Consider the following 22,634-nt stretch of genomic DNA (forward strand, 5'->3'; position numbering starts at 1 on the left):
CCTCCTCACGGGCCGGACACGCCTCGGGCCCGCTTCCCCCGCCCGGCGCCGCGGACAGCGCGGCGCCGGGCGGCGGCGTTACGCAACGGCGATCCCTCGAACGGGTGGATTAACGGGCAAAGACTCCCGATCTCGCCGACCGGCCGGATACGTTATCACTCAGCGTAATCACACTGACACCTGACGCATCTGGAGGGCTCATGAGCACCGCGCCCGAGACCACCGCCGCCTCCCTTCCGCTGCGCGAGAGCACCGAGATCCAGGGCGACATCCTCGCGGGCTTCAAGAAGGACCATGTCCGGCTGCTCCTCATCCGCTTCGGCGACCCCTGGCACGCCCGGCTGTGGCTGCGGCAGCTCAGGGAGCGGATCGCGACCACCCGCGACGTGGCCGCGTTCAACGCCACCTTCCGCGAGGAGCGCCTGCGCCTGGGCGGGAGCGACCCGGGCACGGACACGATGGCCGCCGTCTGGCGCAGCGTCGGCTTCACCCACGCCGGTCTCGTCGCCCTGGTCGGCGGCAGCCCCATCGCGGACGTGCCGCGCGGCACCACCCAGGAGGCGTTCGTCCAGGGCCCGGCGGAGCGCGGCGAGATGCTGGGCGACACCGAGGACGACGCCCCGGAGCACTGGCTGTTCGGCGCGGACCACACGGACCCGGTGCACGCGGTGCTCACCGTCGCCTCCGACCGCGCCGAGGACCTGCGCACGGCGCTGGAGCGGGAGCGGCGGGAGATCTCCTGCCACGGGATGACCATCGTCTTCGAGCAGGCGGGCGCCACCCTGCCGGGCGATCGCAGCGGCACGGAGCACTTCGGCTTCAAGGACGCCATCAGCCAGCCGGGCGTGGAGGACTTCGACGAGCCCGACCCCGAGCGGCCGGGCGAGGTGCTGGGCAAGCCGGGCACGCGGCTGATCCCGCCGGGCGAGTTCGTGGTGGGCTACGCCACGGACCACCGGCTGCCCGCCTGGCTGCCCCGCTGGATGAACGACGGCTCCTTCCAGGTGATCCGCCGCCTGGCCCAGGACGTCACCGGCTGGTGGGGCCAGGCGGCCGAGCAGCTGAAGGTGCTCAAGGGCCAGGGCGCGGCCCCGGAGGACGCCACCGAGGACTGGGTGGCCTCCCGCATGGTGGGCCGCTGGCGCTCGGGAGCGCCCGTGGCGGAGTATCCGGACGCGGAGCCGCAGGTTCCGCCCGGCCCCGAGGAGAACAACGACTTCGGGTACGCCGACGACCTGAACGGCCGGATCACGCCACTCTTCTGCCACCTGCGGAAGACCAACCCCCGTGACGGCCTGACACTCGTGAACGGCGACGTCATCCCGGAGGAGGGCGCGATCGACGGACGCCGCATCATGCGCCGGGGCGTCCCCTTCGGCCCGCCCCTCGACCAGCCCCACCCCGACACGGCGGGCGGGGAGCACATTACGCGCGGCCTGCTCTTCGTCAGCTACCAGTCGGACCTGGTCGCGCAGTTCGAGTTCGTGCAGCGCTCCTGGGTCAACAACGACAACTTCCCGCAGCGCGAGCCGCGCGTGGGCCGGGACGGGGTGATCGGCAAGGACTCCACGGTGTCCTTCCCCGCCCAGCGGCAGGGGCCCACCGCCTGCGTGCCGCTGGGCCTGAAGCAGTTCGTGCGCACCCAGGGCGCGCTCTACGCCTTCACGCCCTCGCTGACGGCGCTGGGGCAGCTCGCCGACGGCCTCATCCCGGTCGGCGGCGGCCCGCTGGAGGACCGGGCGCTGACCGCGCCGACGACCATCCTGCGCGACGAGGTCGTCAGCTCCGGCCGGGCCCGGCTGCGCTACGAGAGCGACGGCGACCTGGTGGTGCGCGACGAGGGCGAGCGGGAGATGTGGCGGGCGGGGGTGGCCGGGCGTGGCGCGGTGCACGCCGAGTTCCGCGAGACGGGCGAGCTGGTCCTGCCCGATGCGGTCGGCGAGATCGTCTGGTCCACCCCGACCGACGGCAACCCGGGCGCCACCCTGGTGGTCGGGGTCGACGGCGATGTGTCGATCCGCGCCGCCGACGGCCGCTCGCTGTGGCACACCGGCACGGCCCACTGACGGCGGACGTCGCGGGCGTAGCGGCGCGGATGGTGGGCGTGGCGGCGCGGATGGCGGGCCGCCCCGCAGCCGCCTACCGGTTGCGGTCGGGCCGCCACACGACGATGGCCGAGGAGGCCCGCACGTCCTCGTACGGCACGAGGTCGCGGCGGTACGAGGCGTGCACCTGCGCCTCGCGCTGGCGCATCGCCACCGCCGCGCCCTCCAGAGCCTGCTGAAGCTCGGCCACCTTGGCCTGCAGCGCCGCGACCTGGGTCTCCAGCTCGATGATCCGCTTGATCCCGGCCAGGTTGATGCCGTGGTCCTGGGAGAGCCGCTGCACCTCGCGCAGCAGCTGGATGTCACGGGCGGAGTAGCGCCGGCCGCGGCCCGGGGTGCGGTCCGGGCACACGAGGCCGAGGCGGTCGTACTGGCGCAGCGTCTGCGGGTGCAGCCCGGACAGCTGCGCCGCGACGGAGATGACGTATACCGGAGTCTCGTCGGTCAGCTCGTAAGGGTTCGTGGGTCCGTTCCGGCCGTCCATCTCACTACTCTCCCTTCGCGGCCTCGAACAGCGCCGTCCGAGGGTCCTCGTCTCCGGCAGCCGCGCGGTAGCTCTCCAGGGCCGTTCTGGCCTTGTCGCCCAGCTCGCGGGGGACGACCACCTCGATCGTGACGAGCAGGTCGCCCCTGGTGCCGTCCTTGCGCACCGCCCCCTTGCCGCGCGCGCGCATCACGCGCCCGCTCGGCGTTCCCGGCGGCAGCTTCAGCGTGACCGGGGCGCCACCCAGGGTCGGCACCCTGATCTCACCACCCAACGCCGCCTCGGGGAAGGTCACCGGCACGGTGATCGTGAGATTGTCCCCTCGCCGGCCGAAGACCGGGTGCGCGTCGACGTGCACCACCACGTACAGGTCTCCGCTGGGTCCGCCGCGCTCCCCCGGGGCGCCCTTGCCGCGCAGCCTGATCCGCTGCCCGTCCGCGACGCCCGCGGGGATGCGCACCTGCATGGTGCGCGAGGAGGTGGCCCGCCCGCTGCCCCGGCACACCGGGCACGGGTCCTGGGCGATCAGGCCGCGCCCCCGGCAGTCCACGCACGGGTCGGTGAGGGAGAAGCCGCCCCCGCCGCCCCGGCTGACCTGCCCGGTGCCGACGCAGGTCGGGCAGACCCGTGGCGTGCCGTTCTTGTCGCCGGTGCCGGAGCACGCCTTGCACGCGGCCGAGGAGGACATCCGCAGCGGCACCGTGGCCCCGGAGACCGCCTCGGTGAAGCTGAGCGTCACCTCGGACTCGATGTCCTGGCCGCGGCGCGGCGCCGTGCGGGTCCCGGCGCCGCCGCGGTTGAACAGGCCGCCGAAGACGTCCCCGATGCCGCCGCCACCCACGCCCCCGCCGCCGAAGCCGCCGCCACCGCCCTGGGGGCCCTGGGGGCCGCCGAAGAGGTCCCCCAGGTCGAAGTTGAACTGGCCGCCGGCGCCGGGGCCCGGCCGGAAGCCGCCGCCCCCGAAGAGCGCCCGCGCCTCGTCGTACTCCTTGCGCCGCTTGGCGTCGCCGAGCACGTCGTACGCCTCGGAGACGTCCTTGAAACGCTCCTCTGCCCGCGCGTCGCCCTTGTTGGCGTCCGGGTGGAACTCGCGCGCGAGCTTGCGGTACGCCTTCTTGATCTCCGCCTCGGTGGCGTCTTTCGGAACGCCGAGGACCTTGTAGTAGTCCTTCTCGATGAAGTCCTTGGTGCTCATCCCCGGCGTCCCTCCTCTCTCGCGTGTCTCGCCCTGCCGGCCTCGGCCTCGGCCTCAGCCCTTGTCCGGGCCACCGCTCTCCTTCGTATCCGGCTGCTCGGTCTCGGCCTCCGCCGCCTCCTGCCGCTTCTCCTCGTCCGCCTCGCCCGACTCGCCCGCGCCGCCCTTACCTGACTTGCCGGGCTTGCCGCCCTTGCCGCCCTTGCCGCCCTTGCCGGACGTGTCGCCCTCGGTGCTCTCCGAACGCTGCACGCCCGGCTGCGGCTCGGCTACCCCGACCCGGGCCGGACGGATCGTCCGGTCGCCGATTCGGTACCCGGGCTGGAGGATCTGCACGCACGTCGTCTCGGTGACATCCGGCGAGTAGCTGTGCATCAGGGCCTCGTGGATGGTCGGGTCGAAGGGCTCGCCCTCCTTGCCGAACTGCATCAGCCCCATCTTGGCGGCCACCGTCTCCAGCGACTCGGCAACCTGCTTGAAGCCGCCGACCAGCTCGCCGTGGTCCCGGGCACGCCCGATGTCGTCGAGCACCGGGAGCAGCTCGGTCAGCAGGTTGGCCACGGCCATCTCGCGGACCGCGATCCGGTCCCGCTCGACCCGGCGGCGGTAGTTCTGGAACTCCGCCTGGAGCCGCTGCAGGTCCTGGGTGCGCTCGTTCAGCGCGGAACGGGCCTGGTCCAGCTGGGCGGTCAACGCCACCTGCTGGACCTCGGTGGCGTGCGGGGGCTGCGGGACCTGCGGCTCGGGGTGGGCGGCCCCGGCCGGGGTGTCGTCCCCGGCCGGCGCCTCCCCGTGACCGCCGTTCCCTTCGCCGCCGCCCGCGGCGTTGGCGTTGGCGTTCTCCGATGAACTCTCAGAGCCCGGGGACTTCCCGGCAGACCCCCCAGAGGACTCAGCCGGCGCTTCGGGGCCGGCGGCCTCGGCGTCGGGGACCTCGGGCTCCTTGTCGAAGCCCTGCGGGTCCTGAGTCACGCGGCACCACCCTTCGGCTTCTCCTCGTCCACGATCTCGGCGTCGACAACGTCCTCGTCAGCCGCGGAGGCCGACGACGCGCCGCCCTCGCCCTCGCCGCCGCCCGCCGCCGACGGGCCGCCGGACTGCTGCGCCTGCGCGTCGGCGTACATGGCCTGGCCCAGCTTCTGGCTGGTGGCCGCGACCTTCTCGGACGCCTCGCGGATGGCGGCGGTGTCCTCGCCCTTCAGCTTCTCCTTCAGGTCCGCGATCGCCGCCTCGACCTCGGTCTTCACGTCGCCCGGCACCTTCTCGGAGTTCTCCTTCAGGAAGTTCTCCGTGGTGTAGACGAGCTGCTCGGCCTGGTTGCGGGTCTCGGCCGCCTCGCGCCGCTGGCGGTCCTCCTCGGCGTACTGCTCGGCGTCGCGCATCATGCGCTCGATGTCGTCCTTCGGCAGGGCGGAGCCGCCGGTGACGGTCATCCGCTGCTCCTTGCCGGTGCCCAGGTCCTTGGCGGAGACGTGCATGATGCCGTTGGCGTCGATGTCGAAGGTGACCTCGATCTGCGGCACGCCGCGCGGCGCCGGGGGCAGCCCGGTCAGCTCGAACATGCCCAGCTTCTTGTTGTACGCCGCGATCTCCCGCTCGCCCTGGTACACCTGGATCTGCACCGACGGCTGGTTGTCCTCCGCCGTGGTGAAGATCTCCGAGCGCTTGGTCGGGATCGTGGTGTTGCGCTCGATCAGCTTGGTCATGATGCCGCCCTTGGTCTCGATGCCGAGCGACAGGGGCGTGACGTCCAGCAGCAGGACGTCCTTGACCTCACCCTTCAGCACACCCGCCTGGAGGCTGGCGCCGATCGCCACGACCTCGTCCGGGTTCACGCCCTTGTTGGCCTCCTTGCCGCCGGTGAGGTTCTTCACCAGGTCGGCGACGGCGGGCATGCGGGTCGAGCCGCCGACGAGCACCACGTGGTCGATCTCGGACAGCTGGATGCCCGCGTCCTTGATCACGTTGTGGAACGGCGTCTTGCAGCGCTCCAGCAGGTCGGACGTGAGCTGCTGGAACTGCGCCCGGGTGAGCTTCTCGTCCATGTGCAGCGGGCCCTCGGCCGAGGCCGTGATGTAGGGCAGGTTGATCGTCGTCTCGCTCGACGAGGACAGCTCGATCTTCGCCTTCTCGGCGGACTCGCGCAGCCGCTGGAGGGCCATCTTGTCCTTGCTGAGGTCCACGCCGTGCGCGTTCTGGAACTGCTTGACCAGGTAGTCGACGATGCGCTGGTCCCAGTCGTCGCCGCCGAGGTGGTTGTCGCCGTTGGTGGCCTTGACCTCCACCACGCCGTCGCCGATCTCCAGCAGCGAGACGTCGAACGTGCCGCCGCCGAGGTCGAAGACCAGGATCGTCTGGTCCTCCTTCTCCAGCCCGTACGCGAGCGCGGCGGCGGTCGGCTCGTTGACGATACGCAGCACGTTCAGGCCCGCGATCTCGCCGGCCTCCTTGGTGGCCTGGCGCTCGTGGTCGTTGAAGTACGCCGGGACGGTGATGACCGCGTCCGTGACCTTCTCGCCCAGGTACGACTCGGCGTCCCGCTTCAGCTTCTGCAGGATGAAGGCGCTGATCTGCTGCGGGTTGAAGTCCTTGTCGTCGATCTTGATCTTCCAGTCGGTGCCCATGTGGCGCTTGACCGACCGGATGGTCCGCTCGACGTTGGTGACGGCCTGGCGCTTGGCGACCTCGCCCACCAGCACCTCGCCGTTCTTCGCGAAGGCCACAACGGACGGCGTGGTCCTGGCGCCCTCGGCGTTGGTGATGACGGTGGGCTCACCGCCTTCGAGAACACTGACGACGGAGTTCGTCGTGCCCAGGTCGATGCCGACCGCACGTGCCATGTCGATTTCCTCCAGCTGCTAGCTGAGCCTGCGTCGCACGCCTGTGTCGGCGCGCGTGCCTGAGTGGGACAGGCTCAAGAGTGCATGAGGAAACATCGGCAGTCAAATGACCTGAGTCGAGTCCACTCAACTCTTATCCAGCTCTTACGCTCAGCCCAGCCAACTCAGCCCGGCTCAGCGCAACTCAGCCCAGCCGGAGCGAAAGCAGCGCGACATCGTCCCGGATGGTGGGGGCGTACGCCGACAGGTCCCGCCACACCGCGTCCACCAGCCACCCGGGCGTCGGCGTTCCCTCCACGAGGAGGGCCTCCAGCCGCTCCCCCAGCGGATAGAACGCCCCGTGCCGGTCGCGCGCCTCCGTCACGCCGTCGGTGTACCCCAGCAGCACGTCCCCCGGCCGCAGCGGCTCGCTCGCGACCGGCGGCGGCACCACCTCGGGCGCCACCCCCAGCGGCGGCCCCGGCTCGGCGGCCAGCTCCCGCACCACGCCCCCACGGATCAGCAGCGCCGACGGATGCCCCAAGCTCACCACGTGCACCTCCCCGGCGTCCAACGCCACCTCCAGCAGCAGCGCCGTGGCGAACAGCTCGGCGTCCGCCTCCTCCCCGGCGGTGGCCACGTCCACCCGCAGCCGCCGGTTGAGCCGCGCGGCCACCCCGCCCAGCTCCGGCTCGTACAGCACCGCCTCCCGGAACGAGCCCAGCAGCGCCGCCACCGTGCCGACGGCCGCCAGCCCGTGCCCCCGCACGTCCCCGATGACCGCCCGCACCCCGTACGGCCCCTCCCGCACGTCGTACAGGTCCCCGCCCACCAGCGCGGCCCGCAGCGCCGGGCGGTAGAGCGCGGCGCAGCGCACCGGCCCCACCGCCGGCGGCAGCGGCGGCAGCACGGCCCGCTGCGCCGCCTCGGCCACGCTGCGGACGACGACCAGGTCGCTGGTGTAACGGCTGCGCACCCATGCCACGAGCACGCTGAACGCCGCGATCGCGACGACCGCCGCCAGGTCCCCGCCGCTGATGTGCTCCGCCCGGGTCTGCGGCGTCGCCAGCACGGCCACCACCCCGGCGGCCAGCAGCGCGGTCTGGCGCGGCCCGTAGATCAGCCCGGCCAGCGGCGGCACGGCGGCGATCAGGGTGCCGACCAGCTCCACGCGCGCGGCGATCGGCTCCAGCACGGCCAGCACCGCGAACAGGACCCACGGCAGAGCCCGCAGCCAGCGCGGCAGCAGGCCGGGCTGACCGGCGCCGACGATGCCCACCGCCCTGGCGACCACGGGTCACCGGGCCGCATCCGCCCGGGCCGGGCCCGCGTCCGCGTCCACGTCCGCGTCCGCGTCCGACCGGGACTCCTCGGTCTCCGCGGCTTCCGCGGCCTTCGCGGCCTCCGCCCGCAGCCGGTCGGTACGGGCGCGGATCTCCGGCAGCGCGGCGTAGATCACGTCCCCCGGGCAGTGCGTGTAGAAGATGTCGCGGTGCCCGGCGACGACGTCCACCTCGGCCGCCGTCCCCTCCGGGACGCGGCTGGCGTCGTTGCTGGAGACCAGCCGCACCCGCCCCCGCGGATCCGCGCCCGGCCGCAGCTTCCACGCCGCGATCTGGGCGACGGCGTCCAGCAGCGGCTCGGGCACGGCCTCCGCGTAGCTGAAGTCGCCGAGCGCCGCGATGCCCACGCTGTCGTGGTTGAAGCCGGTGGTGTGTGCCCCCAGCACGAAGCGGTCGATGCCGCCCGCGCGGCCCTCGTAGATCGTGCCGCACTTGTCGACGACGAAGTTGTAGCCCAGGTCGTCCCAGCCCAGGCGCAGCACGTGGTCGGCGTACATCGCCCGCAGCATGGCGGGAGCGTCCGCGCAGTCGTAGTCGTCGGGGTGGCCGGTGTGGTGGATGAAGACCGCCCTGGCCGCGCCCGTGTAGGTCACCGGGTCGTCGCGCAGGCCGTCGTCCGCCCCCCACTCCACCCGGCTGACCACGGCCGGGCGCGGCGCGGCGGGGCGGCGTTCGGCCGGGCCGCCGCCCACGCGCTCGCGGGCGCGCTCGTACGCCGGCGAGGCGCCCGGCAGCCCGGCGTTCGGCGGCGTCGCCCGCCAGGTCACCAGCAGGGCGAGGGGCAGCACCGCCAGCAGCGTGGCCCACACCGCCGCCCTTCGCACCCTCGCCCGGAACGACCCCGACCACGACCACGACCACGATCCCGATCCCGACCACCCTCGCCCCGACATCGCCGATCAGCCTCCCAGTCGCTCAGCCGCTCAGCAGTTCAGGAGATGATCTTGATCGCGCTCGACCAGTTCAGGCCCAGCGGCTCCTGGATGGTGATGTTGAGGAACCCCAACGCCTCCAGCTCACGCGCGCGCCGCAGCGGGCCGACGTCCAGGGCCCGCAGCCCGCTCGAGGAGGCCAGCTCCGCGACGGTCAGCTTGGCGTCCGCCTCGTCGCCCGCTATGAGCACGTCCAGCGGCTGCCCGGCCACCTGCCCGTCCACCAGGGTCCCCGCGAGCGTGGTGTTGAACGCCTTCACCACCGGCGCGCCCGGGGCGGCCTCGGCCGCGATCAGCTCGGCGGCGGAGGTCCCGGCCGGCACCGCGAGCCCGTCGAGGGTGTTGAAGTCGACGGGGTTGGAGATGTCGACCAGCACCGAGCCCGTCAGCGCGGTGCCGTACTCGGCGACCACGTCGCGGCCCGCCGGGTAGGGCACGGCCAGCACCACCACGTCGGCGTCCTCGACCCCGATGGCGTCGGAGGCGTTGACCTCCGCCGCGCCGGGGGCCCTGCCGCGCAGCTCGTCGGCGAGGTCCGCCGCCTTCTTGTGGCTTCTGTCGATCAGCCGGACGGTATGCCCGCCGGCCAGGGCACGGCTCGCGATGCCACGGCCCATGTTCCCCGCGCCGATGATGGAAACAATCATTTCTCCATGCGAGCACGCCCCCCGGCGACCCGCATCTCAGGAGCACGTCAGGAGCACGTCACGAGCACGTCAGGAGCGCAGCAGCTCCGCCAGCACGGCGGCGTGGCTGCGGTCGGGGGCGCGGGCGGCGGTCAGCAGCGTCACCCCTCCGGAGCGGGCCCGCGCGCGCAGCCGGTCGAGCGCCTCGGCGGCCGGCGCCTCCGCGGCGAGCTCCGCCTCGTACCGGCCGCGGAACTCCTCCCAGCTCCCCTCCGGGCCGTGGAACCAGCGGCGCAGCTCGTTCGAGGGCGTCACCTCCTTGGGCCACTCGTCGATCCCGGCGTCGGCCTTGCTCAGCCCGCGCGGTCAGAGCCGGTCGATCAGCACCCGCGTGCCGTCCTCCGGGGACGGCGGCTCATACACCCGCCGCACGCGCACACGCACACGCACACGCATCACAACGCCCTCCTGACTGACGCGCTCCGCCCCTCGTTCTCCCTCCAGTCATGCTCCCTCCAGTCATGCTCCCTCCAGCGGCCGGTCCTCGCGCAGCGCCGCGAAGAGCCGGTCGGCCGCCGGCCGGTCGAGCAGCAGGCGGTTGGGCCGGTCCGGATGGGGCCGCGTCGGCACGGTGTGGAAGCTCAGCCCCTTCCCCGGCACCGCCCGGACGTCGCTGGCCAGCGCGTACAGGCTCCCGAGCGAGTCCAGCCCGGGGTCGGCGGTCACCGACGAGGTCAGCGCGTCCAGCACCGGGTACAGCCGGGTCGGGCTGGTGACGACCGACTCGTCGGTCACCTTTCCGTACAGCAGCCGCAGGAACTCCTGCTGCCGCGCCACCCGGTTCAGGTCGCTGCCGTCCCCGACGTAGACCCGGGCCCTGACGTACGCCAGCGCCTCCTCGCCGTCCAGCAGCTGGCGCCCGGCGGGCTGGTGGTGGCCGACGTTCGGGTCGTGCTCGGCCCGGGGCAGCACCACCTCGATGCCGCCGAGCGCGTCCACGGCGTCGGCGAAGTCCTCGAAGCCGATCACGAGGTGGTGGTCGACGCGCACGTCGGCGAAGCGCTCGAACGCGCGGATGGTGCAGGCCGCGCCGCCGAAGTGGTACGCCCAGTTGAACTGCGCCCGCTCCGGCGGGTGCCGCTCGCCGTTCCACCCCCGGCAGGCGGGGATGTCCACCACGATGTCGCGTGGCACGCTGACCACCTCCGCGCGCCGCCCGTCGCCGGAGAGGTGGAGCAGCAGCACGGTGTCGGAGCGGGCGCTGTCGGGCGTCGATCCGCGGTCGGAGCCGATCACCATGATGTTGCGGGCTTCGCCGTCGCCGCCGGGGGCCGGGCGTTCGGCGGCGTGGCGGTCGAGGGCGTCGGCGGCGGCGTGGTCGGTGCGGATGTTGTCGTCCAGGCTCTGGTACGCCCACAGCGCGATGCCGGCGGTGATCGCCAGCACCACGCCGAACGCCAGCAGCACCCACCACAGCACCCTCTGACCGCGCGTCATCCCGGCCCTCCGCCCTTCCTCGGTCCGATCTCGGTGATCCCCGGCACCACCATCCACGACGGACTGCGGGCCGCGTCAGACATCCGGGATGATTTGCGGATATCTCCCCCAAACGGTGGCGCACCGCCCCGCGGCGAGGGCGTCAAGTTACCGGCTAGTAAGATTGGCTCATCTGGGCTATCGTGCAGGTCCTGAGCAAGATCCTGACCAAGATCCTGAGCACGATCCCGTCCCTCAGGCCCGAGGATCCGAGGAAACGCCATGCAACTCGTCGCGATCGTCGTCTCGCTCGTGCTGACCGCCGTCGCCACCGCGCTCTTCGGCCGGGCCGTCGTGGAGATCGTGCGCTCGCTGCGCCTGGGCCAGCCGATCCCCGCCGGCACCCGCACCGACGATCCGCGCCGCCGCACCCTCACCCTCGCCCGCGAGTTCCTCGGCCACACCCGCATGAACAGCTGGGGCCTCGTCTACCTCGCCCACTGGTTCGTGGCGATCGGCTTCCTCACCCTGATCCTGACCCTCGTCCAGGCCTTCGGCCAGCTCTTCCAGGCCGACTGGACGCTGCCCCTGCTCGGCGACTTCACGCCCTACGCCGTGTACGTCGAGCTCCTCGCGGCCCTGACCACGCTCGGCATCCTCACCCTCATGGCCATCCGCCTGGCGAGCCTGCCCTCCCGCGCCGGCCGCAAGTCCCGCTTCGCCGGCTCCACGGCGTGGCAGGCGTACTTCGTCGAGTACGTCATCCTCATCATCGGCGTCTGCATCCTCCTGCTGCGCGGCCTGGAGGGCGCCCTGCACCACGTCGGCGGCTACGGCGCCGCCCACCTGGTCACCTACCCCCTGGTCGCCGCCTTCGACGGCCTGTCCACCGGCACCCTCCAGAACCTCGTCTACCTCGTCGCCCTCATCAAGCTCGCCACCAGCATGATCTGGGCGATCGTCCTCGGCCTGAACACGACGATGGGCGTCGCCTGGCACCGCTTCCTCGCGTTCCCCAACATCTGGCTCAAGCGCAACGCCGACGGCGCCCCGGCGCTCGGCGCGCTGCAGCCGATGACCTCCGGCGGCGAGCCGATCGACTTCGACGACCCCGACGAGGACGCCCAGTTCGGCGTCTCCCAGATCGAGCACTTCTCGTGGAAGGGCCTGCTGGACTTCTCCACCTGCACCGAGTGCGGCCGCTGCCAGTCGCAGTGCCCGGCGTGGAACACCGGCAAGCCGCTCTCCCCCAAGCTGCTGGTGATGTCGCTGCGCGACCACGCCAACGCCACCGCCCCCTACCTGCTGGCGGGCACCACCCCGGACGAGGAACGCCCGCTGGTCGGCACCGCCGAGGAGAACGGCGTCATCGACCCCGACGTGCTGTGGTCGTGCACCACCTGCGGCGCCTGCGTCGAGCAGTGCCCCGTCGACATCGAGCACGTCGACCACATCGTCGACATGCGGCGTTACCAGGTCATGATCGAATCGTCATTCCCCTCCGAAGCCGGCACGATGCTCAAGAACCTCGAACGCCGCGGCAACCCCTGGGGCCTGGCGAAGAAGAAGCGTCTCGAATGGACGAAGGAAGTGCCCTTCCCCGTCCCCGTCCTCGGGCAGGACGTCGAGGACCTCTCCGCGATCGACTACCTCTACTGGGTCGGCTGCGCCGGCGCCCTGGAGGACCGGGCGAAGAAGACGACGAAGGCGTTCGCCGAGCTCCTCCACATCGCGGGCGTGCGCTTCGCGATCATGGGCGGCGACGAGACCTGCACCGGCGACTCGGCCCGGCGGCTCGGCAACGAGTTCCTCTTCCAGCAGCTCGGCCGCGAGAACGTCGAGACGCTGAACGCCGCCTTCGAGGGCGCCGCCGCGAAGAAGATCGTCACCACCTGCCCCCACTGCTTCAACACCATCTCCAACGAGTACCCCCAGCTCGGCGGCGAGTACGACGTCATCCACCACACCCAGCTCCTCCAGCACCTCGTCGAGGCGGGCAAGCTGACCCCGGTCACGCCGGTCGAGGGCCTGATCACCTACCACGACCCGTGCTACCTGGGCCGCCACAACCGCGTCTACACCCCGCCGCGCGAGATCATCGGCAGCGTTCCCGGGCTGCGCAACGAGGAGATGCACCGCCACAAGGAGCGCGGCTTCTGCTGCGGCGCGGGCGGCGCCCGGATGTGGATGGAGGAGCGGATCGGCAAGCGCATCAACGACGAGCGCGTCGACGAGGCGCTCTCCCTCAGCCCCGACTACGTCTCGACCGCCTGCCCCTTCTGCCTGGTGATGCTGAGCGACTCGGTGAACTCCCGGGAGGGCCAGGAGGGGGTCCGGGTCGTCGATGTGGCGCAGTTGCTCCTCGACTCGGTCAGGGCGAAGGACGCTCCGGAGCCGGAGGCGGTACGTTCGTAGGCGTGGCCGGTTACAGAGACGACGACCCGTACGGCCCGTACGGGCAGCACCCGCAGCAGTACCCCCCGCCTGCGCCCCAGCCCCACCCCCAGCCCCACCCCGAGCCGTACGCCGACCCGTACGCCGCAGCCCCGCAGCCTCAGCCGTACCCGTACGCCGAGCCCGCCCCGCCCCCCGCCCCGGCCCCGCCGCCGCCCAAGCTCCACTGGAAGGACCTGCTGGCCGGCATCCTCTTCCGCCCCAGCGCCACCTTCTGGCAGATGCGGGACTACAGCATGTGGGGCCCCGCGCTCGTCGTCACCTTCCTCTACGGCCTGGTCGCCGTCTTCGGCCTCGACAGCGCGCGGGACTCGATCCTCGACACCACCACCAGCACCCTCATCCCCTACCTGGCCGTCACCGGCGTGGCGATGGTGCTGGGCGCCCTGCTCCTCGGCACCGTCACGCACAACCTTGCCCGGCAGTTCGGCGGCAACGGCCTGTGGGCGCCCACCACCGGCCTCGCCATGCTGATCATGACGCTGACCGACCTGCCACGCCTCGCCGTCGCCCTCTTCCTCGGCGGCGCCGCCCCCGTGGTCCAGGTCCTCGGCTGGGCCACCTGGCTCTTCGCCGGCGTTCTGTTCACCATGATGGTCAGCCGCTCCCACGAGATCGCCTGGCCCCGCGCCCTGGCCGCCTCCGCCATCCAGCTCCTCGCGATACTGGCCCTGGTCAAGCTCGGCACCCTCTGAGAGCGGTAGCCTCGGCGGCGTGCTTCTGTCAGACAAGGACATCCGGACGGAGATCGACGCCGGGCGCGTGCGGATCGATCCCTACGACCCGACCATGGTCCAGCCCTCCAGCATCGACGTCCGGCTCGACCGCTACTTCCGGGTGTTCGAAAACCACCGCTACCCGCACATCGACCCGGCGGTCGAGCAGCCCGACCTGACCCGCATGATCGAGCCGCCGGGCGACGAGCCGTTCATCCTCCACCCCGGGGAGTTCGTGCTCGCCTCCAGCTACGAGGTGATCACCCTCCCCGAGGACATCGCCTCCCGCCTGGAGGGCAAGAGCTCCCTGGGCCGCCTCGGCCTGCTCACCCACTCCACGGCCGGCTTCATCGACCCGGGCTTCTCCGGCCACGTGACGCTGGAGCTCTCCAACGTCGCCACGCTCCCGATCAAGCTCTGGCCGGGCATGAAGATCGGCCAGCTCTGCATGTTCCGCCTGAGCTCCCCGTCCGAGCGCCCCTACGGCACCAGCGGCGTAGGCTCCCGCTACCAACACCAGCGCGGCCCCACCCCCTCCCGCTCCTACCTCAACTTCCACCGCACCCGCGTCTAACGCCCCACCGGCACGGCCCTCCGCAACCGCCCACACCGCGGACACCGCAACAGCCGCCCCGGCCCGATGCGCTCACTCCCCAACTGCCGCAACGGAAACCGCCGGGTGCCGAAGACATGCCCCTCGGCGCAACGCACAACGGTGACGACCTCGACGGCGGCGGTGCTGCTCTGCAACGCGTGTTCTCCCCTGCCGGATACGTGACGAACCCCCGCCACATTAGGGGACGAACCCGCCACCCCCACACCCGGCACTCCGCCAATGCGGTACGCTGACCCCCGTGCAGACCGGCACACCACCGGCCAGCGCGGGCGTAGTTTAATGGTAGAACATGAGCTTCCCAAGCTCAGAGCGCGGGTTCGATTCCCGTCGCCCGCTCCACACACTCAGGCCCAGGTCAGGGACACAATCCCAACCTGGACCGCTGCGTTGTCTAGACCGATTTACAGGCTTCATGCCAAATCCGTGCCAGAAGCACAGCGGCTCACCTTCTCCTGCGCCGCCTTCGCGCCCCCTCCCGCTCGGCCGTACCCACGCATCGAGCCCGGCGGCGACCTTCCGCCTTCCCTCCCGCGTCGAGTGCTGATAGATCAACGCCGCCTTCTCCGAGGACTGCCCCGCCAGGACCATCGTGTCCTTCAGCGTGGCGCCGCTCTGCGTCGAGAGCGTGTGCCCCGTGTGCCGCAGGTCGTAGAACCGGAAGTCATCCGGCAGCCCGACCTTGGCCCGCGCCTTGCGCCCCTTCCGCCCGAACGAGGGCCGCCGGAACGGCTTGCCCTTCTCCCCCACGAACAGCAGATCCGGCGCGTACGCCGCCGTCTTCCTGCACGAGGCGTACCCCCGGCTGAACGACCTCCTGAAGGAGCGGGCCGCCGAAGGCTGCACCATCCGAATCGCCATCGGCGACGCCGACAGCACCACGTCCAGCAGCGTGGCCAGGAGGAGCGGTTCGGCCACGGCATCGAGTCGCGCAGCCAGATCGCCCTCATGCACTACCGCCCGCTCGTTGGCGTCGCCGGCATCGATGTCAGGACGCACGGCACGACCCTCTACAACTCCATCTACTGCTCGGACGACCAGATGTTCGGCAATGCAGACGTCTGGGGACGTCAACGCCTACGGCGCGCCCGTCTGGCACCTCCGCCGGAGCGGTGACGGCGGTGGGATGTTCGATACCTACGCCGAGAGCTTCGACGCGGTGTGGGAGACGGCAAGACCCGTACAGGAAGGCTGACCGTGGCACGGATTGAGTACTACGACGATCCAAACGCCCCCGAGCCCAACAGCATGGTTGTCGCGGCCTCCGCCGTCGTCACCAACGAGCACGGTCACATCCTGCTCCATCGGCGACGCGACAACGACCTGTGGGCCCTCCCCGGCGGCGGCATGGAGCTGACCGACTCCCTGCCCGGAACGGCAGTCCGCGAGGTGAAGGAAGAAACCGGGCTCGACATCGAGATCACGGGCTTGGTGGGCACCTACACCGACCCGCGCCACATTATCGCGTACAGCGACGGAGAGGTACGCCGCCAGTTCAACGTCTGCTTCACCGCCCGCGTCGTCGGCGGCGAGCTGGCTATCTCCGACGAGTCCACCGAACTCCGCTTCGTCTCGCCGGACGAGCTGGACGATCTCCGCATGCACCACACACAGCGCCTGAGGCTGGACCACTTCCTACAGCACCGCGAACGGCCGCACCTCGGCTAGGACCCGATCGTCCATCCCTGTCTCTTCAGTTCCGCAAGCGGCGGGTATTCCTCTGGTTCGTTGCGTGGGTGACGGCGTACGTACAGCCTGGTGGGGATGCGTATCAGCGTCGTCACGGCCACGATCGGCAGGATCACGATCGGCACGATTACGCGGAATCCGAAGTAGTCGTGAGCCAGTATCGCCGCGGCGAGCGTGATGATAGTGAGCGGGATCACGAGACAACCGGCCCCGAACAACGTCCACTTGTGGAGTTGGTAGATCCAATGCGTCCGCTTGCAGGGGAAGCACCGGGGAATCCCGATGCTGCCGGTCTGCCATCGCTGGCAGGTACCGACGACTAACCAGACGTTCCGCTCGTCGCGTCTGAGATTCAGCATGTGAATGGCCCTCTGGTCCGCGTCTCTTGACTTGCAGTACCAGCACAGCAGTGGGCGATCCATCGTGCCCCTTCCAGGATGGCATCACGCTGCCGGATCATCCCTCGCGGATGTGGGGAGGGTTCCCCGCGGAGCCGTCGTCCTGGCCGAGGCAGGGACGAGTACTGGCTGGGGAACGCCCCGGCGCGGCGCGCGTTGCGGCGGTGAGGGTGGTGCTTCGGGTCCGCGCACAGTAGAACTGGGCCCATGCCTGACCAGCAGCCAGCCCCTCACCCGGCCCAGATGCCCGGTGCGCCCACGGCGTACGCGCCACCGCAAGCCCGGGGGGTCAGCGCCAGCTACCGGCGATGGGCCAGCATTCTCATCTGGCTCGCAAGCACCATCGCGGTCCTCGTGGTGGGTGCGTTCGTGGTGAGCCTTGTCCTCCTTGCACAGGCGGACGCGGACGTGGGGAACGCTGGCTACGGTTACCTCGCTATCTTTCTCTGGTTCGGGATCGTCGCCGCGATCCCAGTCCTGCTCGCGGTCGCCATCCCCGGTGCGGTGATGACGCGGCGTGTGCGGCAGCAGCGGCAGGCGGGGATCACACTTTGACGCGACGGTCGCGTACCTCGACTACGCGAGCGAGGACGGCACCATCGCGGTGGGGCCTACAGACGCGGGCTTCAACGGGACACTAGCCCCTGGGGAAGATCCGCGACCATTCGGCCTCCAGGACCTGTCCGACGGGCCACGTGACGGGCCGACCGTGAATCATTCCGCCCCTGTGGGCGGGGTTATCTGACAGATGTTGAGTGGGCACGGCTGGAGCCGCACCTGCCCAAGGACGAAGGAGCGGGTCGGGTGAGCGCGAGCTGCCGCCGGGCGGCATACCCGCATACCTCGCGGCCCGCAGCAGCGGAACTCGCTCCTTCGTCTTGTGGGCCGACGAGCACCGCCGGGAGCGGGTGGCCGCCTTGGTGACCCTGTCAGCCACCGGCGGCGTCGCGACGTTTCAGGCGCTCGGTGCGCACGGCGAGCTCATCGACGCACAGTCCGAGGACCTCGCCCTGTCGCAGGCCGCATCCGGCGCCCGGGAAGACGGCTTCTCAGGTGCAGTGTGAGGATGGCCTGGACGAAGCAGGTGATGCGGGTGGTGGAGCAGCGCAGCTTGCGCAGGAGCCGCCAGGTCCTGAGGGTGGCCATGGCCTGTTCGACGAGTGTGCGGATCTTCGTGTGCGAGCGGTCAACGGCCTGCTGACCTGCGGACAGCGTCTCCCAGCGCCCCCGAGAAGGGAACGCGGACAGTGCCACCGGGCGCCCCGGTAGCCCTTATCGGCCCAGCACTCCACGCCGCGAGAGCCGGGGGTTCTCCCGACGCCGCGAGCGTGAGCGCGTCAGCCGGCTCGGGGTGTGCTCGGCCGAGCCCGTGACGGCGCCACAACCGCGGAACTCACCGAAACCGGAGAACTGGTACTGGTCGCCTGACCTCCGCCACAGACCGAGCATCCAAGGTCGGTCACGCGAAGCGCGGCCGCGCGGAGACCATCACGCGGAGGAGCGGGGGTGTTTCTGGTCGCGCCAGGCCCGAGGCGAGATTCCGTATGCCTTTTTGAACACCTTGCTGAAGTGGGTCGCGTCCACGAAGCCCCAACTCCGCCCTATCGCTGCGATGGTCCGCAGTCGGCCGTTCGGGCCGGCCAACTCTCGCCTGCATTCGGCCAAGCGGCGTGTACGGATCCAGTCTCCGAGGCTGATGCCCGACCGGGACAGCACAGCGTAGAGATGACGCACGGAGATGCCGTGTGCAGCGGCGATCCGTGCCGCCGACAGATCGGGATCAGCCAGGTGCGCCCGGATGTACTGAGTGATCCGCAGGCTGAGTGTCGCTTCCAACGGTGCTCTGGCCAGGCTGGCGTTACCGTGCTGGGACGCCAAGACGGCACGGACCAGTTCGATGCTGGGTTCCACGACGGCGTCGGCGTGCACGCCCTGGTGCAATTCATCGCTGACGGCCAGTTGGGAGAAGTATGTGAAGGCGAGGCGCGCAATGGGGTTGTCGGATCCCAAGGGGACCGCGGTGATGTCTCGTAGCAACCGCTCGGGGAGCGCGAGTGCCGCGCGGGGGAAACGGAAGAAGTGGCCGTCGACTCCCTCGTCGAAGAGAAGTGTGTAGGGAACGATCGATTCGTAGACGGCGAAGTCTCCCGGCCTCAGCAGGCACTGGCGACCGTTCTGCACCACCAGGCTGGTGCCCGTCATCTGAAGACCGAGGAAGACGGCCGGCTCCTTGTCCTCCCGGGCCAGCCGCTCCGTCCGGCGGAGAATGGCCGCGGTCGCCCGCGCCGAGCAGATCCTGAGGGGCCCAACGGCGCCGAGCCCCATGCGAACGGAGATGCCCTCAGCCGGAGGACGGTGCTCGATTTCGACCGCCGCCATGGATTCCCACACCGCTTGCCGGAGCACTTCCTCCCGGTCCTGCGGCGGCATGAACGCGGTGTCCAGGACCGGGCTCATGAGGCAGACCTTCGTCTGCGTCGGTCATAAAGCCAGCCTGACAATACCTCGACCCGTCCCCCCACAAGCCACTCCTCGACACGACACAGACGTTCCTGACGCCAGTTTAGCAGATTCTCTCTCGTTGCGCAACGGCTTTCGACGGGCACACGCAGAGCCCTCGCCCGATGCGGCGTCAACTTGAGGCAGTGCACTACTGACAAATTTCCCTGCATGAATGACAAAGTCCGAAGCCCACGATGACCCTAAGGTCCATGGGCGAGGCCAGAGAGGTCAGAGAACGGGGAGTCACATGTTTCGCACCACTGGCGCGTTGGTCGCCGCGGCGCTTGGCGCGTCGATCGTCCTGACCCCGACGCCGGCATCCGCAGGAATTGCATGGACGTGCTACGGCAGCCAAGTCAAGCGCTGCGCGGCCGTCTCGTGGGACAACACCACCGGCTACCTCCAAGCGCGGGCGAAGATCATCGACGTCGCCGGTGGCGGCAGCTACCAGGTCAAGGTCACCAACGTGAAGCTTCTGCGCACCGACGGCACCGGTGGCTGGGTGACGCTGCGTCACGCGGCGGACACCGACGGCTGGCATGGCACCGAGGACAAGGCCAGCACCACCTCCGTCGAACCGTGTAACTTTCCAGAGCAGAGCTACAGCGCGGTGGCGACTTTCAGTTGGAGGGGTGCAGGCTCCGGCGAGAAGACCTGGAATCCCAGCGAAATGATGATCCCTTACTGTGAGTAATCTGCCGAACGCGTCCGTCCCACACTGACCGTTGCGGGGCGGACGTGTTTCCCTCGGCACATGCGCCAAGCGCCCCGCGACCACCCCGATCGGGGCTCCCGTTCGACGCGCATCCCTCAAGACCGGCAAGACAACAGCTACTGAGCTTGTTATTTAACGGCTGAGGTCGAATCGTCTCTCGAACTGGATCGCTCTCCTGGGAATTCGCCGGACGCGGTTCGCAGTTCCCCTCGTCCGTTCATGCGTCATGCAGGAAAACCATAAGGAGATCGCGATGCGGCAGATACGGCGGAACCTGGCCGTCTCGGGAATGACTCTGGCGGCGCTGTCGCTGCTCCTGTCCACGGGCTGCTCCGGCAGCGACCCCGTCGTCGAGAGGGAGGAGGTCGAGCAGCAGTCGCTCGCGACCCTGGAGGAGCAATACGGTCAGGGCGCCCCTAAGGACGTCACCTGCCATGAGGACCTGCCGGCGGAGGTGGGGGCCACCATCCGCTGCGAGGTCACGGGGGAGGGTCCGACCTACGGCGCGACCGTCACGACGACCTCGGTCGATGGGGACGACACCCAGTTCGAAATCCAGATCGACGAGACCCCCATGGAGTGAGCCGGGTGCCGGCCTGACGGGATACGGGCCACCATCAGCTCGCGGATGAACTCGGCCGCGAAGACGTGGAAGACCAGGCGCACGACGGGGGTGGTGGATGTGCTGCGCGCCACTGCCAACCCGGAGGTGCACTTCCTGCACTGCCTGCCCGCCTTCCACGACCTGGGCACGGCGGTGGGCCGCGAGATCCACGCCCGCCACGGGCTGGCCTCGCTTGAGGTCACGGACGAGGTCTTCGACGAGGCCGAGACCCGCCTCCAAACCATCAAGGCACTGATGGTCGCCACGCTGGGGCAGGTCCCCCACATCACCCCTTCCCGAACCTCGGAGGAAGGAATTCTGAGCATGGAGATGCAGCACGAGCACGACGCCGTCCTCCGGCTGGGCCCGGGAGGACTCGCGGTTCCCGTTCCCGCCCGGCGGCCAGAACGAGGCTCCAGCCTCACGACCGTCACGCTCGACGATCCGGGGTCCCCGTCCGACGCGATGGGCAACCGTGATCACAGCGAGAACCACCCGGCGTCCATGGACAGCAGCACCGATCCTGGCTACCTCGCCCATGAGCAGGATCTCCGCGACAGCGGGTTCCTGACGGACCCGGATCAGCCAGGCGCCACGGTAACCGCCGAGGGCACCCACATCGGCCGGAAGCACTGATGGGCAAGGGGTGGGAACGCCGCAGGCGTCGACTCGTGCACCGGATGTCTCAGGCCGGGCCGGTCGGCGGCGTGCTCGCGGCGCTGCTCAGCCTGGGGCAGGCGAGGAACTCGGACTGCGAGGACGTCTTCACGGAGACAGCGCTCGCCGTCGACGGTGTGGTGTCGGCCGAGTTCAACTGCAGCGACATGTTCGGTGGTGGCTGGCAGCGGGGCAAGGTGGTCCTCCGGGCCTCGTCACGCGACGAGGCGATTCGCATCATGGACGCGCTGTTGCGAGCGTTCGCCGCCGAGCCGCGCCTCGAACCCCGGTGGGCGACGCCGCAGCAGTACCGGAGCGAGGACGGGTCGATCGTCGTCTCAGCGGGCGACCTGGGGTTCAACGGCCCGCCAAACGTCCGCGAGGTGCGCGAGCACTACGGCATCACGCCCGGGCATGGGTGAAACCGGGGGAGCCGCGTTTGCGGGGGTGCTGCTGAGGCGTGACCGGGTCAGTCGGATCGTGTCCTGTTACGGTGGCGCTCCGGAGCGGTTGTGAGGATGTCCGCGAGCCGGACAGCTCGGCCCGGGTCTCCGACGCCGTGCGCCTCGTGGAGCCCGCAGCACACTCCCGAGCCGCCGCACATCACCCGGCTCGCCTACCGTGCCGAGGAGTTCGAGGACGGCTCGGTGGCCATGATCTTAGGCGACGTTGACGCGGCTCCCGAGGACCCCGATGCCGTGCGCACCATCGACTACCGGGCGCCGGCCGCCGTCACGGAGTGCGAGACGGTGCGGATTGAGACGGTCAACGGCTGGTGGTGCACCACCACCGTCGAGCCGATCGCGGTCGAGGGGGAGATCGTCGTGGGCGGCGCCGAGCCCCGTGCCGAGATCGGCGGTCAGGGGTTCGCCACCGAGTGCCACGGCGAGCTGCCGGGCCGGATGAGGCAGGTCTACGCACTCGAGCGCGACAGCTGGTCAGGCTGGCGCGACTACGGCGACCCGCGCTACACGTCGTGGACCAGGACGCGGAGCCAGCAGGGCCCCTCCGTCACTGAGTTGTGCCCGCAGGGCAGGACGGGCACCTACAACTACCGCCTCGCGGTGAGAGTCGAAGTGGACTCCGTCACGGTCGGCGAGTCCTGGGCCGCCAGCCCGCGCATCCGCACCGACTGCGGCACCGGGGTGAGCTAGTCGTCGGGTCGCCCGGGGGAATCTCACCCCCGGGCTCCCACGGAACCGTACGTGACAGTCTGCTTGGTTGTGCTTCAGCGGGTCCCCCGCTGGCATCTTCCGGCGGGAGGTCGACACGAGGTAGGAACGCCTCGGGCAGATGTCCCCCCGAG

The 22,634-nt window shown here is 70.5% G+C and carries 21 protein-coding genes, 1 tRNA gene and 5 pseudogenes; 13 read left to right on the forward strand and 14 right to left on the reverse strand.

What is annotated here, in order from left to right:
• Positions 1-200: 200 nt before the first annotated feature.
• On the forward strand, positions 201-2,066 hold the full coding sequence (locus ACTWQH_RS02325) for a Dyp-type peroxidase (RefSeq protein WP_443284570.1): 1,866 nt from the start codon (positions 201-203) through the stop codon (positions 2,064-2,066).
• Positions 2,067-2,139: 73 nt separating this feature from the next.
• Here ACTWQH_RS02325 and ACTWQH_RS02330 read toward each other — a convergent pair whose 3' ends face one another.
• The 9 genes and pseudogenes from ACTWQH_RS02330 to ACTWQH_RS02370 all read right to left on the reverse strand — a co-directional run bounded on the left by ACTWQH_RS02330 (position 2,140) and on the right by ACTWQH_RS02370 (position 11,001).
• Positions 2,140-2,589 (reverse strand): heat shock protein transcriptional repressor HspR, encoded by a 450-nt coding sequence (locus ACTWQH_RS02330; protein ID WP_443284571.1) that lies wholly within the window; start codon positions 2,587-2,589, stop codon positions 2,140-2,142.
• Positions 2,590-2,593: 4 nt separating this feature from the next.
• Positions 2,594-3,784: a molecular chaperone DnaJ gene (gene dnaJ, locus ACTWQH_RS02335; RefSeq protein ID WP_443284572.1), complete on the reverse strand. Its 1,191-nt coding sequence runs from the start codon at positions 3,782-3,784 to the stop codon at positions 2,594-2,596.
• Between the two features lie 54 nt (positions 3,785-3,838).
• Positions 3,839-4,756 carry a nucleotide exchange factor GrpE gene (gene grpE, locus ACTWQH_RS02340; RefSeq protein ID WP_443284573.1) on the reverse strand — a complete coding sequence of 306 codons (918 nt, stop codon included), beginning with the start codon at positions 4,754-4,756 and terminating at the stop codon, positions 3,839-3,841.
• Positions 4,753-6,624 (reverse strand): molecular chaperone DnaK, encoded by a 1,872-nt coding sequence (gene dnaK, locus ACTWQH_RS02345; protein ID WP_443284574.1) that lies wholly within the window; start codon positions 6,622-6,624, stop codon positions 4,753-4,755. Before dnaK ends, grpE begins: the two co-directional genes overlap by 4 nt.
• 184 nt (positions 6,625-6,808) lie before the next feature.
• On the reverse strand, positions 6,809-7,897 hold the full coding sequence (locus ACTWQH_RS02350; RefSeq protein WP_443284575.1) for a PP2C family protein-serine/threonine phosphatase: 1,089 nt from the start codon (positions 7,895-7,897) through the stop codon (positions 6,809-6,811).
• 3 nt (positions 7,898-7,900) lie between these two features.
• Positions 7,901-8,755 carry a peptidoglycan recognition protein family protein gene (locus ACTWQH_RS02355; RefSeq protein WP_443284576.1) on the reverse strand — a complete coding sequence of 285 codons (855 nt, stop codon included), beginning with the start codon at positions 8,753-8,755 and terminating at the stop codon, positions 7,901-7,903.
• Between the two features lie 122 nt (positions 8,756-8,877).
• Positions 8,878-9,525, reverse strand: a complete 648-nt coding sequence (locus ACTWQH_RS02360) for an NADPH-dependent F420 reductase (protein WP_443284577.1) — start codon at positions 9,523-9,525, stop codon at positions 8,878-8,880.
• 69 nt (positions 9,526-9,594) lie between these two features.
• A pseudogene (locus ACTWQH_RS02365) lies at positions 9,595-9,960 on the reverse strand (DUF488 domain-containing protein).
• 63 nt (positions 9,961-10,023) lie between these two features.
• Positions 10,024-11,001 carry an LCP family protein gene (locus ACTWQH_RS02370; protein ID WP_443284578.1) on the reverse strand — a complete coding sequence of 326 codons (978 nt, stop codon included), beginning with the start codon at positions 10,999-11,001 and terminating at the stop codon, positions 10,024-10,026.
• A gap of 261 nt (positions 11,002-11,262) precedes the next feature.
• Between ACTWQH_RS02370 and ACTWQH_RS02375 the strand changes: the two genes are divergently transcribed.
• The 3 genes from ACTWQH_RS02375 to dcd are packed head-to-tail and all read left to right on the forward strand — an operon-like array spanning position 11,263 to position 14,724.
• On the forward strand, positions 11,263-13,395 hold the full coding sequence (locus ACTWQH_RS02375; protein ID WP_443284579.1) for a (Fe-S)-binding protein: 2,133 nt from the start codon (positions 11,263-11,265) through the stop codon (positions 13,393-13,395).
• Between the two features lie 2 nt (positions 13,396-13,397).
• Complete coding sequence (locus ACTWQH_RS02380) at positions 13,398-14,129, forward strand: Yip1 family protein (RefSeq protein ID WP_443284580.1); 732 nt, start codon at positions 13,398-13,400, stop codon at positions 14,127-14,129.
• Positions 14,130-14,148: 19 nt separating this feature from the next.
• Entirely contained in the window at positions 14,149-14,724 is a 576-nt protein-coding gene (gene dcd / locus ACTWQH_RS02385; protein WP_443284581.1) for a dCTP deaminase, read from the forward strand.
• Here the strand turns inward: dcd and ACTWQH_RS02390 are convergent.
• On the reverse strand, positions 14,721-14,900 hold the full coding sequence (locus ACTWQH_RS02390; protein WP_443284582.1) for a hypothetical protein: 180 nt from the start codon (positions 14,898-14,900) through the stop codon (positions 14,721-14,723). The genes dcd and ACTWQH_RS02390 overlap by 4 nt on opposite strands.
• Positions 14,901-15,031: 131 nt before the next feature.
• On the opposite strand from ACTWQH_RS02390, the gene ACTWQH_RS02395 reads away from it, so the two are divergent.
• Positions 15,032-15,105: transfer RNA gene (locus ACTWQH_RS02395), tRNA-Gly, on the forward strand.
• A 144-nt stretch (positions 15,106-15,249) separates the two neighbouring features.
• On the opposite strand, the pseudogene ACTWQH_RS02400 reads toward ACTWQH_RS02395, so the two are convergent.
• A pseudogene (locus ACTWQH_RS02400) lies at positions 15,250-15,531 on the reverse strand (tyrosine-type recombinase/integrase); the annotation flags it as partial.
• Position 15,532: 1 nt separating this feature from the next.
• Here ACTWQH_RS02400 and ACTWQH_RS02405 point away from each other — a divergent pair.
• Together ACTWQH_RS02405 and ACTWQH_RS02410 are read left to right on the forward strand one after the other, a co-directional pair.
• Positions 15,533-15,958 (forward strand): annotated as a pseudogene (locus ACTWQH_RS02405) (XRE family transcriptional regulator); the annotation flags it as partial.
• A gap of 2 nt (positions 15,959-15,960) precedes the next feature.
• Positions 15,961-16,431, forward strand: coding sequence for an NUDIX domain-containing protein (locus ACTWQH_RS02410; RefSeq protein ID WP_443284583.1), 471 nt, complete (start codon positions 15,961-15,963; stop codon positions 16,429-16,431).
• On the opposite strand, the gene ACTWQH_RS02415 is transcribed toward ACTWQH_RS02410, so the two are convergent.
• Complete coding sequence (locus ACTWQH_RS02415; RefSeq protein ID WP_443284584.1) at positions 16,428-16,811, reverse strand: hypothetical protein; 384 nt, start codon at positions 16,809-16,811, stop codon at positions 16,428-16,430. The two genes, ACTWQH_RS02410 and ACTWQH_RS02415, sit on opposite strands and share 4 nt — an antisense overlap.
• A gap of 246 nt (positions 16,812-17,057) precedes the next feature.
• Here ACTWQH_RS02415 and ACTWQH_RS02420 point away from each other — a divergent pair, with 246 nt between their 5' ends.
• Positions 17,058-17,405, forward strand: coding sequence for a hypothetical protein (locus ACTWQH_RS02420; RefSeq protein ID WP_443284585.1), 348 nt, complete (start codon positions 17,058-17,060; stop codon positions 17,403-17,405).
• Between the two features lie 426 nt (positions 17,406-17,831).
• Here the strand turns inward: ACTWQH_RS02420 and ACTWQH_RS02425 are convergent.
• Together ACTWQH_RS02425 and ACTWQH_RS02430 are read right to left on the reverse strand one after the other, a co-directional pair.
• Positions 17,832-18,142 (reverse strand): annotated as a pseudogene (locus ACTWQH_RS02425) (transposase family protein); the annotation flags it as partial.
• A gap of 196 nt (positions 18,143-18,338) precedes the next feature.
• Positions 18,339-19,307: an AraC-like ligand-binding domain-containing protein gene (locus ACTWQH_RS02430; RefSeq protein WP_443284586.1), complete on the reverse strand. Its 969-nt coding sequence runs from the start codon at positions 19,305-19,307 to the stop codon at positions 18,339-18,341.
• 292 nt (positions 19,308-19,599) lie between these two features.
• Here ACTWQH_RS02430 and ACTWQH_RS02435 point away from each other — a divergent pair, with 292 nt between their 5' ends.
• From ACTWQH_RS02435 to ACTWQH_RS02455, 5 genes and pseudogenes are all read left to right on the forward strand, one after another.
• Entirely contained in the window at positions 19,600-20,046 is a 447-nt protein-coding gene (locus ACTWQH_RS02435; protein WP_443284587.1) for a hypothetical protein, read from the forward strand.
• 274 nt (positions 20,047-20,320) lie between these two features.
• Complete coding sequence (locus ACTWQH_RS02440; RefSeq protein ID WP_443284588.1) at positions 20,321-20,650, forward strand: DUF4333 domain-containing protein; 330 nt, start codon at positions 20,321-20,323, stop codon at positions 20,648-20,650.
• A gap of 93 nt (positions 20,651-20,743) precedes the next feature.
• Positions 20,744-20,944, forward strand: a pseudogene (locus ACTWQH_RS02445) (ornithine carbamoyltransferase); the annotation flags it as partial.
• Between the two features lie 398 nt (positions 20,945-21,342).
• Positions 21,343-21,750, forward strand: coding sequence for a hypothetical protein (locus ACTWQH_RS02450; protein WP_443284589.1), 408 nt, complete (start codon positions 21,343-21,345; stop codon positions 21,748-21,750).
• A gap of 96 nt (positions 21,751-21,846) precedes the next feature.
• A complete protein-coding gene (locus ACTWQH_RS02455) occupies positions 21,847-22,482 on the forward strand; it encodes a hypothetical protein (protein WP_443284590.1) in 636 nt (211 codons plus the stop codon).
• Positions 22,483-22,634 lie beyond the last annotated feature (152 nt).

This window comes from Streptomyces sp. 6N223 (assembly GCF_052246635.1).
Lineage (GTDB): Bacteria > Actinomycetota > Actinomycetes > Streptomycetales > Streptomycetaceae > Streptomyces.

Excerpts from the sequence above, each read along its gene's own strand:
- ACTWQH_RS02430 (WP_443284586.1), bottom strand. The coding sequence starts at position 19,307 with ATGAGCCCGGTCCTGGACACCGCGTTCATGCCGCCGCAGGACCGGGAG.
- ACTWQH_RS02455 (WP_443284590.1), top strand. The coding sequence starts at position 21,847 with ATGTCCGCGAGCCGGACAGCTCGGCCCGGGTCTCCGACGCCGTGCGCC.
- ACTWQH_RS02375 (WP_443284579.1), top strand. The coding sequence starts at position 11,263 with ATGCAACTCGTCGCGATCGTCGTCTCGCTCGTGCTGACCGCCGTCGCC.
- ACTWQH_RS02420 (WP_443284585.1), top strand. The coding sequence starts at position 17,058 with ATGCCTGACCAGCAGCCAGCCCCTCACCCGGCCCAGATGCCCGGTGCG.
- ACTWQH_RS02435 (WP_443284587.1), top strand. The coding sequence starts at position 19,600 with ATGTTTCGCACCACTGGCGCGTTGGTCGCCGCGGCGCTTGGCGCGTCG.
- dnaK (WP_443284574.1), bottom strand. The coding sequence starts at position 6,624 with ATGGCACGTGCGGTCGGCATCGACCTGGGCACGACGAACTCCGTCGTC.
- ACTWQH_RS02330 (WP_443284571.1), bottom strand. The coding sequence starts at position 2,589 with ATGGACGGCCGGAACGGACCCACGAACCCTTACGAGCTGACCGACGAG.
- ACTWQH_RS02370 (WP_443284578.1), bottom strand. The coding sequence starts at position 11,001 with ATGACGCGCGGTCAGAGGGTGCTGTGGTGGGTGCTGCTGGCGTTCGGC.
- ACTWQH_RS02325 (WP_443284570.1), top strand. The coding sequence starts at position 201 with ATGAGCACCGCGCCCGAGACCACCGCCGCCTCCCTTCCGCTGCGCGAG.
- ACTWQH_RS02415 (WP_443284584.1), bottom strand. The coding sequence starts at position 16,811 with ATGCTGAATCTCAGACGCGACGAGCGGAACGTCTGGTTAGTCGTCGGT.
- ACTWQH_RS02360 (WP_443284577.1), bottom strand. The coding sequence starts at position 9,525 with ATGATTGTTTCCATCATCGGCGCGGGGAACATGGGCCGTGGCATCGCG.
- ACTWQH_RS02440 (WP_443284588.1), top strand. The coding sequence starts at position 20,321 with ATGCGGCAGATACGGCGGAACCTGGCCGTCTCGGGAATGACTCTGGCG.
- dnaJ (WP_443284572.1), bottom strand. The coding sequence starts at position 3,784 with ATGAGCACCAAGGACTTCATCGAGAAGGACTACTACAAGGTCCTCGGC.